The sequence below is a fragment of the Deefgea chitinilytica genome (assembly GCF_016881405.1).
GTDB lineage: Bacteria > Pseudomonadota > Gammaproteobacteria > Burkholderiales > Chitinibacteraceae > Deefgea > Deefgea chitinilytica.
Genome location: NZ_WOFE01000002.1, coordinates 244,613 through 259,049, shown reverse-complemented (window position 1 = coordinate 259,049; position 14,437 = coordinate 244,613). Strand labels below are relative to the sequence as shown.

General features: G+C 49.6%; 14 protein-coding genes. 7 read left to right on the top strand and 7 right to left on the bottom strand.

From position 1 onward, the window contains the following. Positions 1 to 18: 18 nt before the first annotated feature. The 4 genes from GM173_RS06840 to GM173_RS16380 form a co-directional block, all read right to left on the bottom strand. Entirely contained in the window at positions 19 to 1,227 is a 1,209-nt protein-coding gene (locus tag GM173_RS06840; RefSeq protein WP_203570617.1) for a cation:proton antiporter domain-containing protein, read from the bottom strand. A 143-nt stretch (positions 1,228 to 1,370) separates the two neighbouring features. After that, positions 1,371 to 1,832 carry a copper uptake system-associated protein gene (locus tag GM173_RS06835; protein WP_203570616.1) on the bottom strand — a complete coding sequence of 154 codons (462 nt, stop codon included), beginning with the start codon at positions 1,830 to 1,832 and terminating at the stop codon, positions 1,371 to 1,373. Positions 1,833 to 1,861: 29 nt separating this feature from the next. Continuing rightward, entirely contained in the window at positions 1,862 to 2,329 is a 468-nt protein-coding gene (locus GM173_RS06830; protein WP_203570615.1) for a copper chaperone PCu(A)C, read from the bottom strand. Between the two features lie 56 nt (positions 2,330 to 2,385). Then, positions 2,386 to 2,763, bottom strand: coding sequence for a DUF2946 family protein (locus tag GM173_RS16380; protein WP_203570614.1), 378 nt, complete (start codon positions 2,761 to 2,763; stop codon positions 2,386 to 2,388). A gap of 174 nt (positions 2,764 to 2,937) precedes the next feature. On the opposite strand from GM173_RS16380, the gene GM173_RS06820 reads away from it, so the two are divergent. From GM173_RS06820 to GM173_RS06790, 7 genes are all read left to right on the top strand, one after another. Further along, positions 2,938 to 3,318: a DUF2946 family protein gene (locus GM173_RS06820; RefSeq protein ID WP_203570613.1), complete on the top strand. Its 381-nt coding sequence runs from the start codon at positions 2,938 to 2,940 to the stop codon at positions 3,316 to 3,318. Between the two features lie 97 nt (positions 3,319 to 3,415). After that, positions 3,416 to 5,536: a TonB-dependent receptor family protein gene (locus tag GM173_RS06815; protein ID WP_203570612.1), complete on the top strand. Its 2,121-nt coding sequence runs from the start codon at positions 3,416 to 3,418 to the stop codon at positions 5,534 to 5,536. Next, entirely contained in the window at positions 5,533 to 7,017 is a 1,485-nt protein-coding gene (locus GM173_RS06810) for a PepSY domain-containing protein (protein WP_203570611.1), read from the top strand. The genes GM173_RS06815 and GM173_RS06810 overlap by 4 nt, the downstream gene beginning before the upstream one ends. Positions 7,018 to 7,069: 52 nt before the next feature. Continuing rightward, entirely contained in the window at positions 7,070 to 7,816 is a 747-nt protein-coding gene (locus GM173_RS06805) for an energy transducer TonB (protein ID WP_203570610.1), read from the top strand. A 24-nt stretch (positions 7,817 to 7,840) separates the two neighbouring features. Next, positions 7,841 to 8,242, top strand: a complete 402-nt coding sequence (gene arfB / locus GM173_RS06800; RefSeq protein ID WP_203570609.1) for an alternative ribosome rescue aminoacyl-tRNA hydrolase ArfB — start codon at positions 7,841 to 7,843, stop codon at positions 8,240 to 8,242. A gap of 134 nt (positions 8,243 to 8,376) precedes the next feature. Beyond that, on the top strand, positions 8,377 to 10,605 hold the full coding sequence (locus tag GM173_RS06795) for a glycosyl hydrolase family 18 protein (protein ID WP_203570608.1): 2,229 nt from the start codon (positions 8,377 to 8,379) through the stop codon (positions 10,603 to 10,605). Positions 10,606 to 10,699: 94 nt separating this feature from the next. Next, positions 10,700 to 11,443 (top strand): substrate-binding periplasmic protein, encoded by a 744-nt coding sequence (locus GM173_RS06790; RefSeq protein ID WP_203570607.1) that lies wholly within the window; start codon positions 10,700 to 10,702, stop codon positions 11,441 to 11,443. Positions 11,444 to 11,489: 46 nt separating this feature from the next. Here GM173_RS06790 and GM173_RS06785 read toward each other — a convergent pair whose 3' ends face one another. From GM173_RS06785 to GM173_RS16185, 3 genes are all read right to left on the bottom strand, one after another. Then, the gene (locus tag GM173_RS06785) at positions 11,490 to 11,984 is read right to left on the bottom strand and encodes a hypothetical protein (protein WP_203570606.1); all 495 of its coding nucleotides are present in this window, start codon (positions 11,982 to 11,984) and stop codon (positions 11,490 to 11,492) included. 129 nt (positions 11,985 to 12,113) lie between these two features. Beyond that, on the bottom strand, positions 12,114 to 12,509 hold the full coding sequence (locus tag GM173_RS06780; protein WP_203570605.1) for a YkgJ family cysteine cluster protein: 396 nt from the start codon (positions 12,507 to 12,509) through the stop codon (positions 12,114 to 12,116). A gap of 126 nt (positions 12,510 to 12,635) precedes the next feature. Continuing rightward, positions 12,636 to 14,345 carry a carbohydrate-binding protein gene (locus tag GM173_RS16185; protein ID WP_275412336.1) on the bottom strand — a complete coding sequence of 570 codons (1,710 nt, stop codon included), beginning with the start codon at positions 14,343 to 14,345 and terminating at the stop codon, positions 12,636 to 12,638. Between the last annotated feature and the right edge of the window lie 92 nt (positions 14,346 to 14,437).

The window sequence follows — 14,437 nt, the reverse complement described above, 5'->3', positions numbered from 1 at the left end:
GATCACGTTGAAAAATATTTACAAGGATTCGTTTTTGATGCGCTCTTGCGTAGTCTGACGAAGCAAGATTGAAAATAAGAGCGGATTGAGCAAGATTGAAATGAGCGCCCCAGCAATAATCAGTGCGTTGGCATCTTGATTAAGCAAACCAAGCGACATACCGAGCGTGGCTAGGATAAATGAGAACTCACCAATCTGCGCTAAGCTGGCTGCAATCGTGCTGGCGGTTGAGCTGTTATAGCCGTAAGCGCGCACAATCCCCCATGCGGCGAGCGATTTACCGATCACAATCACTAGCACCGTGCCGACTAGCGCGTATGGATGCTTGAGAATGATGCTGGGGTCGAACAACATGCCGACCGAAACAAAAAACAGTACGGCAAATGCATCCCGCAATGGTAGCGATTCTTCGGCCGCACGATGACTAAATTCAGACTCAGCTAGAACCATGCCGGCAAAAAACGCGCCCAATGCAAACGACACACCAAATAAATGCGATGCGCCATAGGCCACACCTAGCGCAATCGCTAGCACGCCGAGCCGAAACAACTCGCGGCTGCCGGTCCAGACGGTTTTCTCCAAAATCCACGGAATCACTCGGCGACCGATAATCAGCATAAAGGCGACAAAGGCGCCGACTTTGGCTAGGGTCAGCAACACCAATTCACCAATGCCGACGCTGTTCGCGCTGCTGATGCCGCCAAGTAAGCCAGCCAGCGCTGGCAGTAAAACCAAGGCCAGCACCATCGCCAAGTCTTCAACAATCAACCAACCAATCGCAATCCGGCCTTGTTCGGTGTCTTCGACATCATGTTTTTGTAAAGCCTTGAGCAGCACTACGGTACTGGCGACTGACAGCGCTAAGCCAAAAACCAAACCTTGTCCCCATGGCCAACCCATTAAATGCGCTAAACCCATTCCCATTAAGGTGGCAATCGCGATTTGCACTATCGCGCCGGGAACTGCAATTTTTTTCACGCTCATTAAATCTTTTACGGAAAAATGCAGGCCGACGCCAAACATCAGCAAAATGACGCCGATTTCAGCTAGTTCGGTGGCTAATTCTTGATTCGCCATCAGTCCGGGGGTAAATGGGCCGACGAAAATACCAGCAGCTAAGTAACCCACCAAGGGAGGTAATTTGCAACGATGCGCCAAAATGCCAAATAAATAAGCTAGCCCTAGACCGAGCACCAAGGTGGTCAACAGAGGGGTGTCATGATGCATCGAAGCTCCTTGGTGTGGGTGGGGATAGGCTTTGTATTATGACAGCCGCAAAGCCGATCTTGAAGTGCTTAATTACATCTTACGAAGGGTGGTAATTATTACATCGTACCGCAGCACAGTGGTGCTGCGGCAGAGCTGTGGGTTTAATGGTGCTGTGTTGTTGAGGCTGGGTGATGTTGTTCGTGGCCATGATGATGGCCTTTGCCCTCATTCATTTTGACCACGCCAACAAAAGAGGAAAGTTGGGCTACATCCGTTTTAGATAATTTCTTTTCTGCGGCGGACTGTTGCACGAGCAATTGTTTGGCTGTAGCAGTTGGCACACCAGCTTGCTGCAGTAGGTGCGACGTGATTTCACCGGCGCACAACTGCGTTTGCCAACCATGAGGACCTTTTTTGAGCAGGGCTCGCCCGCCTTTTTCACCTTGTAACCAGCCGGCAATCGCAAAATCGTCGGCAATGATCACAGGCTTCACGGTGAGTGGATTGTCGGGCTTATCCCAAACCGCTTTCATGCTAGCGGTAATGTCGCTTTGATCATCAGCCCATGCGGGGGTGATCAAGCTAGCAAAAGCAAGACTTAAAATGATGATGGCTCGTTTCAATTTTTTCTCCAACTAAACAGGTAAAGGGCTTATTCGTGGCCGTGTTGTGGCGCGGCCATCTCAGTCATAGCTTGCACTTTCACATCCACAGTTACTTTACCGGCTTTGGCAAAGGTCAGCGTTAATGGGAATTGATCGCCTTCTTTAAAGGGCTGCTTAATACCGATAAACATAATGTGATAACCACCTGGAGCAAGCTTGACGGTTTGATTTGGAGTGAGCACTAAGCCAGCTGTTAGTGGACGCATTTTCATCACGCCGTCGACCATTTTCATTTCATGGACTTCAGTTTTTTCGGCGACGTCGCTGCTGGCGGCAATCAGTTGATCGCCCCCTTTGCTGTTTAACAACATAAAGCCACCCGCATTTACGGCTTTGGGCGGCGTAGCACGTGCCCACGGATGTTCGATTGTAACGTCGCCCACGGTATAGTCATGAGCCGCACACAGCGCGGTACTAAGGCACATCAATGCGCCCACTGCGAATTTTTTAAGCATGGGTATTCCTTGCAATTTTTCTGAATAATTTAAGGGGTATGCTGCTGTAAGCTAGATCAAGCAAGCGGTGGTGCTTGACTCTGGGGGAGGGTATATAAGGCTGCCGGTATAAAAAAACCTTCACTTCCCACTTGCCGGAGCAGACTTGTGTGTTGTTGAACTGAAGGTAAAGCGGCAGGCGCGGCGGGTAGCGCCCAAAGAGGGGTTGAATTACTGATACAGATAGGACACTTGCTAATGTGTTGCTGTGGTACAGGAGGAGTTTCAGAATTAGGTGTCGTTTTTGTTGCAACGCTACTACATAGTGTCGGCTGCACATCATTGCTAGCTTGTGCCGCTAATTGTGCTCCCTGAATTAACGGCAATAGCCAAAGCAAGCTCAGCGCAAATAGCGCGAACCAGATTAGCTTAGATTGTCGATAAAAACTGAGCATGAAAATACATAGAACGATGAATTTTCGCCGATTCTACGGCAAATTATACCGCTGTCCAAACGAAATTTTGGGTGGCAATGTTGCATTGCAGTAAGCTAATTACTTACAAAATGTCATTGATTGTGTGAATATTTACGCTATACTCGACGCCAAAATTTTTTTGGATGGCTATTCGTGCCTTGTCGATTGACTCACCGTTTTGCTGCGTACTGCGCGCTGTTGGCTATGTTGTGCCAACTGCTGCTACCGTTCGCACACGCAGCGGTGATGGCGCAAGAGACGAGCCCGGCATGGTGTGGTACCGGAGCGCAACCCGCGCAACAATGGTCGCTTGATAATTCGACTAACTCGCCGGATGATCAGCCAGCCAAAGTGATGTTTTGTGCTGTGTGCGCGGCAGCGGGTGCTCATGCACTGGTGCCGCCAACCGCGATTCTCGTGTTACCTGCAGTCCAGTGGCTGGCAGTATTGCAGCTTGCGCCTTATCTAACTGAGTTTTCCTATCCTTCATTCGCAATTCCTCCGCCCCCGCGCGGGCCACCTCTGATTTCCTGATCGTAACGCCACGTTCGCGTGGTGATTCATTGCGGCTGCGCTTTGGCGTTAGCTAGATTGTTTTTCGCAAAGCTCGCTTTGCGTTCAGGATTTCATCATGTTGATTGCTTTTTCTTATCCGCACAGCGCTGTGCGTCCCTTAGTACTTGCTCTTTCTTTACTATCTATTGCTGCACAAGCCGAAGTGACCCAGCTTGAAGACGTTGTGGTAACTGCGACCCGTGAAGCGACCCCAATTGCTAAAGCGCCGGTTTCGATCGGCAAAGTCAATCAGCAAACGATTCAAGAGATTAAACCGACCTTTATCGGCCAAGTGCTCAATCGAGTACCCGGTGTCATCATGACGGATTTGGGTAATGAGCAGCACAATATGTCGATCCGGCAGCCAATGACGTATGCGGCGGTGTATCAATATTTGGAAGACGGTATTCCAATTCGCCCAGTGGGTATTTTTAATCACAATGCTTTGTATGAAATTAACTTACCCGGCGCAGATGGCATTGAGGTGGTGCGCGGTCCCGCTTCCAGTTTATACGGGAGCAATGCGGTAGGGGGGGCTGTCAATTTTACGACGGCTGCACCACCAGCGGGCCCCTTGTTTACTTTGGGGGGGCAACTCAGTGATGAAGGGTATCGCCGTGCAGACGTTACTGCTGGTAGTACTTGGGGTGATACGGGTCTTAGAATCTCCGCTTATCAAGCCGCGCGCCGTGATGGCTGGCAAGATCATAATGAGATGGATAAAACGGGTCTGACTGTGCGCGGTGATCATTGGATCAATGAATCATTGCTGTGGAAATCCACGCTTACGTATTCCAAGCTCGATACCGAGATGCCTGGTAGTCTCAATCAGACCGATTTTAATACGCGTCCTGGTTTTTCCTACAACACGTTTACCTATCGTGAAGTCGATGCATTACGGGTTGCGACGGGTCTTGAGGGTGAGCTCAATGCCGGTGGTAAAACGGTTGCCACCGTGTTTTATCGCGATAACACCACCAATCAATTGCCGAGCTATTTGATTTTTAATACCGGCCCGAAAACCGCCAGCGGCCGTACTACGGATAATAGCTTTACGTCTTTGGGGGCCACCGCATTTCACCGCCAACAGTGGGATGCGCTCAAATTAACTGTCGGTGGTTTAATCGAAACCAGCCCGCAAGATGCGCGTGAGCAAAATTTATCCATCGTTCGCGATCCGGTCAGTGGTAAATACTTGTCGTACACGAAGGGAAGTATTCGCCGTGATTACAGCGTGGATTTGAAAAATCAAGCGGTGTATGGCGATGCAAGCTATGCCTTGGGTGGCGGTTGGGGCGTGAACGCTGGCTTGCGTTATGACCGCGTGGTGTATGACTTTAGCAATTATCTAGCGCCATCGCCGACAACAGGCGGTGCTTCGCAAGAGCAGTCGTTTTCCAATGCATCACCGAAAGCAGGCGTCACTTGGCAGGCAGCGCCGGATTTATTTTTCTACAGCGGCTACAGCGTTGGCTTTACGCCCCCCGAAGTGGGTTCTTTGTTTTCCAGTGCGATTACACCGAATCTGAAACCGGCAACGTTTGATCAGTTTGAATTGGGTCTGCGCAGTCAGCCAATACCGGGCTTGAAGCTGGACGCGGTCGTGTATCGCCTTGATGGGGAAGACGAGTTGGTTAACTTCACTACCCAGCCCGGTAAGTCTGAGCCGCGCAACGCCGGTAAGACGCGTCACGAAGGGGTTGAGCTGGGCATCAACTGGACTGCCAATTCGGCGTGGAGTATGAATTTGGCAGGGCAATATGCCAAGCATATTTATCGTGAATACAAACCATCGCCAACACTGAATTTTTCCGGCAATGACATTCCAGCCGCGCCCACTTGGCAAGGTCAAGTGGAATTCGTTTATCGCCCAATTGAGGCGCTCCGTTTGGGATTGGAGACGACCTATCTGGGCAAATACTGGATGGATGAAAGTAATAAAGTCGAATACGGCGGCCATACCTTGGTCAATTTGCGCGCGCAGTATCGCATGAAGCAACTTACGCTGTGGGCCAGTGTGAGCAATTTGCTGGATAAGCATTATTCAGAAATGTCTGCGTCAAGTTACAAAGGGCAAGGTGCACGCAATCCAGACGCCCAAGATACCTATAACCCAGGCGCGCCGCGTACTTTCTTGATCGGTGCATCGTGGGCCTTCGGAGATGGTCGTCGTGATGGGAAAGGAAGTGCCCAATGAAGCGTGAAGAGTTATTGATTCAATCATCATCCGCTCAGCGTTTAGCAGGATGGGTACGCTGGCATCGTGCTTTGGCGTGGGTAGCTGGGGTGTCAGTGTTGATCTGGGGGCTGAGTGGCGTGATGCATCCGATTATGTCGGCGCTGTCACCCAAAGTGAATCCGTTGCCGCCTGCCGCAGCGTTACCTGCCACTTTAACGCCTGTAGCATTAGCGAGCTTGGCAGAAGGGCGTTGGGCGGATAAGGCGCATTCACTGCAATCGGTTCGGCTACTGATGCTGGCCGATCAAGCGGCATGGCGTGTGCAAGAAGCCCGTGTAGATGGCAAGTTACCTGCTGCACGCTGGTTTAATGCAAGCTCTGGCGCTGAACTGGTTGATGCTGAGACGCAGCAAGCAGAAAAGCTTGCGCGCGCCTTGGTGGGGGATGCCCAAAGTGAGATTCGCAGTATGACGCGGGTGACCGAGTTTGGTCGCGACTATCCTTCAATCAATAAGCTATTGCCGGTTTGGCGCGTTGAGTTTGCGCGCGATGATGGCATGATTGCATTCGTTGACACCGAAGGCCAACGCCTTGCAGCGTTATCAGATCAAACCAAGCGTACCTTGATGGGCGTATTTGTCTTGCTGCATACCTGGGCTTGGGCGAGCGAACCGGTGAAGCAAATTGGTATCAGCGTCATGTTGGGTTTGACGTTGGTGACGATGTTGGCGGGTTTGGTGATGTATCTCATTCGCTGGCGCACCAAAACCTTGCGCCCCAATCAGCCGCGTATGCGTCGTTTACATCGCCAACTGGGTTTGATTGCCGGTGTCGCTGGCGTATGTATTGCGCTAAGTGGATTGTTTCATCTTTGGTTTAGCCGTACACCCCCTGTTGTTCCTGCGCCAGCTGCTTTAGCTAATTTACCGCAATTGCATGCGATTCCTGCTGGGCTGACGGGTTTAACGGCCGTGAATGTCGCGGGGCAAACACTGTGGTTAGTTCAAGGCGCAGCCAAACCGATGCAAGGCGGCGAACACGCGCATCACGCTGCGGCAGCGGAGAAGCCGAACCCACTGCCGACTTATTTGAATCACCACGGTCAAGTGGTGGCTGGGGCGGCTGAGCTGCACGCTGCAACGTTGATGCAGGCGATGGGGGTTTCTGCTGCGCCGATTCAATCGATTGAGTTGATTAGCAAGTTTGGCGGAGAATATGGTTTTTTCCAAAAACGCTTGCCCGTGTATCGGGTGAATCTGGCCAATACTGCGCAATCGAGTTGGTATATCGAGCCGGCAACGGGGCAGTTTTCTAATCTCGTTGAGCAGCGTGATCGTTTAGAAGGTTATAGCTTTGCCTACTTGCATAAATGGCATTGGCTCGATGGCTTAGGCAAAACGACGAGGGATATTATTTTGGCCAGTTTTGCTGCGGCCAATGTGGTGCTGGCGGTGCTGGGGATGTTGCTTTGGCGTCGTCGGCGCAAAAAGTCCGTATGATTTGCGTTGTAAACTCGCGCTTTGGAAGGCAAGCATCAAATGGAATGGATTTGTGTTGATTCGTGCTGACTTAATGCCACCGCGCCGGAGACTGCGCGGTGCATTGTGCTGCGCCTTGCTATTACATGCGTTGTTGATCGGCGCGTGGCAGGGATTCTCGCTGCCGCGAGTTGAAGACACGCCAGTGGCAAGCTCGATGGCCGTGATGTTGCAAACCGCCGTGCTTGCCCCAAAAGCCGTTGCCCAGCCTGCGCCTGTGCGGGAGCGTGCGTTCCCTCAAAATGCCCCGCTCAAATCAGCAGTTCTTCCCGCGCAGCCGCAAGCCAAAGTGCTCAAGCAGTTGCCAGTAAAGACGGTGGTAGCGCAAAGTGAACTGCAGCTTCCTGCTAGCCCGCAAACCGCAGCGGCGGATGCCAAGCCTGTGGTCGTTGTGTCGGCAAGTAATGAGGCTACAAACTCATCACAGCATGCCAAAGCCAATACCGACAAGGAGGGCGAGGGCAAAGTGACTCCGGCGCAATATCTACCTGCTCATCTAAATAATCCAAGTCCAGTGATGCCTTATATTTCGATCAAAAATGGTGAGTCGGGCACGGTGCGTTTATGGGTGAAAGTCAGTGCCAAAGGCGAGCCGCTAGCGGTGAGAGTCGAGAAGTCGAGCGGTTTTCCACGTTTAGACGAGGTTGCTTTTAAAACGGTGAAGGAGAAATGGCGCTTTGTGCCCGCCAAACGCGGTGATACGCCGATTGAAAGTGAAGTGGCTTTTAATATTCCTTTCGTCTTGAAAGACGCTGAGTAGCAACAATTCAGCGATAATACTTCAATGAAAATAGCCAGCATTCCTGAGACCGAAATCGAATTCACCGCAATTCGTGCCCAAGGCGCGGGTGGGCAAAACGTCAATAAAGTATCGAGCGCGGTACATTTGCGATTCTCGATCGCCAACTCCTCATTACCGGATGAACTCAAAGCGCGCTTGCTGATGCTGAATGATCATCGGATTACCAAAGACGGCGTCGTCGTGATCAAGGCGCAAACTTCACGCAGCCAAGAAGCCAATCGACTCGATGCCATTGCTCGATTGCTTGATCTCATCAATGCGGCAGCGGTCGTGGTCAAGGCGCGTCGTGCGACCAAACCGACTTATGGTTCGCAACAGCGTCGGTTGGAAAGAAAGCAACTTCGTGGTTCAGTGAAAGCTTTGCGTGGCAAGGTGTCATACTGAGCGCGAAACGCTGAAAAAGTGTGAATCTAAGCGCGGTTTTGTTACATAAAATGACACAAAGATAGCCACCTGATACGGCTATCGATAAGCTCTCAGCATAAAAATCTACGAGACAGTAGATGGGGAGAGAGACGTTGTTTTTATCAAATCATTCAAAAATCATCGGATTTTTGCTGGTGCTGCTGAGTTCCCTCGCAAGTGCCAATCCACGCATCATTGCGTATTACCCGTTCTGGGTAAATCCACCATTAATGACATTGCCCGTGGAGCGGGCGACGCAAATTACCTATGCCTTTGCCAATTTGACCGCGGACGGACAAATTACTTCGGCTGAGCCTGCATTTGATTTAAATAAAGCGACGATTTTGCCCGATGGCCGTTTGGTACAAGGCAATTATGCGGTACTGCAGGCATTAAAACGCCAGCATCCCGATTTAAAAACGGTGATTGCAATTGGTGGCTGGCATTACTCGGCGCATTTTTCAGATGTGGCCGCTAGCCCTCAATTACGCCGCGCGATGGCGCAGTCGGTACTCGATTTTACTGCGCGCTATGGTTTTGATGGTATTGAGCTGGCTTGGCATTTTCCTGCTTCGGGCGGAAAAATTGGGAATAGTCAGCGCGCTGAAGACGGGCAAAATTTATTGCTTTTGCTGCAAGAGATCCGTGCCTTAAGCCAACAGCGGCCTTTGACCATCGGCTTGAGTTTGGGGCCGCTCAATTCGCAAATCGAAGCTTTACCGCTACCTCAGTTGATGCCTTTGATCGATTATGCGGTGCTGCAAGTGGGCGATTATACCGGCGCATGGAGTCCACGAACTGGACATAAATCGCCACTGTATGGCTATGAAGGCAATATTGGGATTGATCTAGCTGTTAATACCCTTCTGGATAAAGGTGCAGTACCAGAGAAGCTGGTCTTGGTGATTCCAACGCAAGGGATGAGCTTTGTTGGTGTGCCCACTACGCGGCAAGGATTAAATCAATCGTTTCAAGCTGCTTCATTTGGTTCTTGGGATGACCCTAAAACCGGTGCCACTGGCATGATTGGTCAAGATGAAGCCACTGCAATCATTGCCAATGGTCAGTTCACAGCCAATTGGGATGCACGTGCCAAAGCGATGACGTATTACAGTGCCGCATTACAGCAATTTATTAGTATTGAGTCTGCACAATCAGTCGCCGAGAAATTGCAGTACGCGCAAGAAAAAAAATTAGCCGGCATGGCACTGTGGGATTTGAGTAGTGATTCGAGCACGCATAGCTTATTAAGCCAAATTGAACATCATTACTATCCGTGGCGAGCATGGGGACATGACATGCAAGCTTGGTGGCACAATCATCCTGCTTGGCTGGATACTGTGCTTGGCGTAGTGGTGGCTAGTTTGCTGTTTTTAGTGCTGGGTTTGTGGCTGCGCCGCTATCGTGAGCATCGCAATTTAGAGATTGACATCGCGCAGTTGCGCCAAGTGAAAGACGTAATGCACTCGTTGGCTCCAGCTTTGCTCGATTTGCGGCAAACGAGTTGTGCCGTACTTACTCACAGTCAGTTGGCTCCTTTGCAAGCCCAAGCGCAGCCCTTATTAGAGTACTGTGACCGATTGGCATGGCAGCTTGAGCCTTTGCTCAGTGCCGAGTTGGCACCAGTGGTAACCGATCAGACGCTCAGTGTTGCAGCCCAACGTTTGCAGACCTTGACTGAGTTTAGCCAGCGACTATCAGAGCAGCGTAGCCTAGAAAAAATGCTTGAAGTCACGATGTCATTTTTGGCACAAGAGCCGCAAGTCGCGGGGTTGGCCTTGTATCAAGATGGTGATTTACTTAGTCAGCAAGGGCAGGCTCTGGGCATCAACTCGATGACCGAGGCGGGAGCGCAAACTCAAGCGGTGTGGGCTGGTGAAACTTGGGATGACTACACCTTGGCGATTCAATTTAAGCAAAGTTTATCGCCCGATGATGCCGCTTTTTACCGTAGTTTAAGTCAGCAATTTGCCACGGTGAGGGCGCAATTGTATGAGTTAGGGCGACAACCACAGTTATTGTCTGAACTGTACGAGATTGCTTCGCGACGCACCAAAATCTTGTATATTCGCGCCGATAAAGGCTATAGCGGCATTTACGCCAGTGATTTACGTGCGCCGCAATACATTACCTTGCGCTTGCGTGCGATTCGTATGTATTTTGACGAGCATTTGTTGCTGCAAGTGCATCGCTCTTACTTAGTTAATCCAAAAAAAGTGACTGGCGCTAGTAAGCGAGGTCGTGATGTATGGGTGTTGAATGTGGCCAATGAGGAAATCCCGATTGCACGGCAATATTTAAGTCGTTTACGGCTTGATTTTGCCCATTGGTTTGCTGAATAAAATATCCTTGTTTCATTCTGCAGAGTAAAGAACTATACCCATAGCTGCGCGTCCATCTTGCGTTGATGGGTGTTATTTGCTTGGGAGGTGGCCAATGAAACGATGGTGTTGGCTGTATGTATTTTTTCTATTCTGTTGTGCACAAGCTATTTCAGCAAAAACCATAGTTGCGGTTTCCGATCCATTTCCTCCTTTTGTGGATCCGAATAATCCGACTGGTGGATTGACGATCGAAGTCATCCGCGCTGCCTATAAAACGCAAGGCCATGAGGTGAAAGTGGAATACGTTCCGTGGGTAAGAGCCGAGGCCGGGGTGGCCAATGGGATTTACGATATCTTGCCGAATATGTGGTTTAGTGAGGCTCGCTCGAAAGCATTTTTGTTTAGCAGTTCTTATCTCAATAACACCATACGCTTTGTTAAACGCAAAGGTGATCCTTTTGTGTTTCATGGTATTGAAAGTTTAAAAGGAAAAAAAATTGGTGTGACGCGTGGTTATGCGTATAGCGAGGCATTTAAAAATTCAAACTTATTTAGTCGAGAAGACGCTAATAGCCTATTAATTAATTTAAAAAAATTGCAAGCTAATCGGGTCGATTTGACATTAGATGATGAAGCTGTAATTAAGTATACGATTTCTAAGCACAATCCGCAGTTATTTGCGGAGCTTGAGCTTGCCGAAGGGCAACTGTCGATTAATCCACTCTATGTGACCAGTGGGATTAAAAATCCACATCACAAAGAATGGATTGAGTCTTTTAATGCGGGCTTGAAAGTCATTAAAGAGAATGGCGTTTTGTCTGAGATTTTTAAGAAATATGGTTTGCAATATAAATAATGCCATCGCAAGCAATTGTTGCGATGGCATTAATGAACTAAATTGCTTATTTTTTGAATAAATTTTCGAATGTTGATTCTGCTTGGATATTGAGTTCTTTACACAATTTCAAAAACTGCGCCAAGTAATGAGTTCGAATCAATACCAATTGTCGATTTGAGCTCACACTAAAATCCACCAAAGTGAAATTTGGGCTGAGTTCATCTTGAATGGCTTTAATGGCTGAAATATCAGTCAAACCAGTTAATGATTCAGCCGCTAAATCAAGTTCGCCTTCACCGAATGCATCGCTAATTTGTGCATAGAGTGCGGCCACGGTATCGGCCTTAAATAGTAAGCCGTCTTCTAATTGCTCGAGCAATACCGTTTCCCACAGTGGAATTGCAGAGTCTGTCGGATAGAAATCTGCAGCGTGACGTGCACGATATGCTTCTGGATCTTGTTGAGCCGCGAGCACTTCGGCGGCCATCGCTAAAATGTCTTCTTGATCCAAACCGCCATCGGCGATGAGCTCGAGTACTTCAATGATTTGTTTTTTCATACTATTTTCCAGAATTGCCCAAGCTCAAGCATGCTGCTTGGGAGTAAAGAATTTGAACTGCGGTTTAAATACTGAGGTATTGCTCTGTAGCTTTTGATTTGTTTTGCGTAGCTAGCAATACCTTGCTGGTTAAAACCAGCGGATATAGGCGCAAAAGCCTGGTTTTGGGCCTATTGTCGGATGATTGCGGCAGGTATTAGGGCGCGTTTCGTAAATGGTGCACAGCCGTGTTTTTTCATCCAGATAAATACAATCGCGCGTACCGCGGCGGGCAAGGGTGTAGATTTCGTGCTTGAAATTGAAATGCTCAATAATTCGCGCTTTCATCAGCCGTTTGGCGATGTTTTTGGCGGGTTCGTCACGCTCGAATTCATCGACCACGCCCATCCGGATTAAATCACCGATTTTAACTTCCACTGGCATTGTACAGCAGCTCGAATAGCAATCGTCGCATTTGCCTTTGGTGTATTTCACCCAAGTATCTGGGTCGTGGAGTTCGGTGCGGTTAAGGATTTGGCGGCTCATGGTACATTCAGAAATCGAGAAAGGTGCGCAGCATACCACACTCTGCGTGTTGCTAAGTAGTTGTTCTGGTACAAAAAATCCCCCAGCCAGAAATCTGGGTGGGGGATTGGATTGCCTGCGTATGGATTACTGCGCGCTAAATGTCACTGATCCAGCGAGTGGATCAACAGTCACGAAGAAGCTATTGTTAGCGCCTGCTTTCAAGTTTAGTGCTTTGCCGTTTTGGCTCGCATTGAGTTTGTTGGCGGCATTTAAAGCAAACGCTTGCAAGGTAATTGGCGTCGCATATTTTTTGCATTCCGCTGCACTAGTGTCAAAAGTCACGATGGACGCGCCGCTGGTGCTGAGGATCGGTTTGCAGAAATCACGTGCGTAACGATATTTAATTACGCTTGATGGACCAGAAACCCACAACAGACCCGCATCTACTTTGGCTTTTATATAGTCTAAATGCGCGGTGTATTTGGCTAACGGTACGCTCATCCATGATGCATCATTGACACCGTGCATGGTGCGAGTTGCCCAACCGCCAGCGTTGATCGCCGCATCGACATGCAGATTAAGCAAATCGCCGCCCGCTTTGACTTGGGCTTCATACATTGACCATTGACCTTGGTCGGTGAATAAATCCCACTGTACTTGGAAGTCGTCGTTGACATAGTTATTTAAACCAGCAACGTGACCGTCATAAACGATGTTGCCAGAACCATCGACACGGTTGGCGGCCCGGGCTCCGATATAACCAGCGGCAGTGCGTAGATAAGCAAGTGGTGCGTCTGCGGCGACGTCGGATGGCCACGCAAAGAAGCTAGGGCGGTAGCCATCTAGATTGCTCGCCATGTCATTACTTGAGCCATCAATTTGCAATTGTGCGTCCCAAGTGGCTGTTTTCGCATCAATATGGGTTTTGGTATGGCTATAAATTTCATGTCCATCAGCAATCATTTGTTTTGCATTGCTCCATCCTGTTGCAGTGCAATTGCCAGTAATCATGCCAAATGATGCCACTAAGCCACGTTGTTTCAAGGCAGGGGCTGCATCACGAACTTGCCCTTCAACGCCATAGCTGCAGAAATCATCGTGGAACATGGTATAGGCTGCAGATGCACCATCCCGCCATTTTGCGGTTTGGACATAGCCAACCGTAGGCGTGTTCACAATTGAGGTTGGTGTTGGCGTTACAGACGGGGTTACAGATGGCGTTACGCTTGGCGTTGGGCTAACTGAGGTGGTGGGCGTTGGAATCGGCGTTGTAGTTGGTGGCAGCGTTACGATTGCGCCAATCTCTTTCCAAACGCCCCATTGGCCTGAGGTGCTTGGATTTTCGCCGACGGTATACCATTTGGCTTCGTATAAGCGACCGTTATAAGTCACGCGTTTGCCTGCGGTATATACGGTGGTGCTATTCCATGCATCGCCAGTTGGTGGAGCGGTGACGATCGCTGTCGCTGTCGCTGTTGGGGTCGCTGATGGCGTTACTGTGGCGCTAGGCGTTACAGTCGCAGTCGGCGTTGCGCTAGGTGTTATAGATGGCGTTACAGATGGTGTTGCTGTACTCGTTGGCGTTGGAGTAACCGAAGTGCCAACCACTTTCCACGCACCCCATTCGCCAGCAGTCGCTGGGTTGTCACCCTTGGTCCACCATTGTGCTTCATAGGTCGTGCCATTGTGCGTTACGCGTTGACCTGCGGTATAGGTGGTGGCGCTATCCCACGCTGGGTAGCTGGGCACGGTCGCTGGTTTGGCTGTCGGCGTGGTCGTTATCGCGAAGGCGCTGCCTGAGAAAAGACCTGCACTGATGAGTAAACTCACCATCATTGTTTTATTCAATTGCATCTGCTCCATCCTTTGGAAAGGTTTTTGTATTGAGTTCTTGGTAAATAAATTTCCAATACTCTATGTGGGTACTGCGTTAAAAACTATGTTTT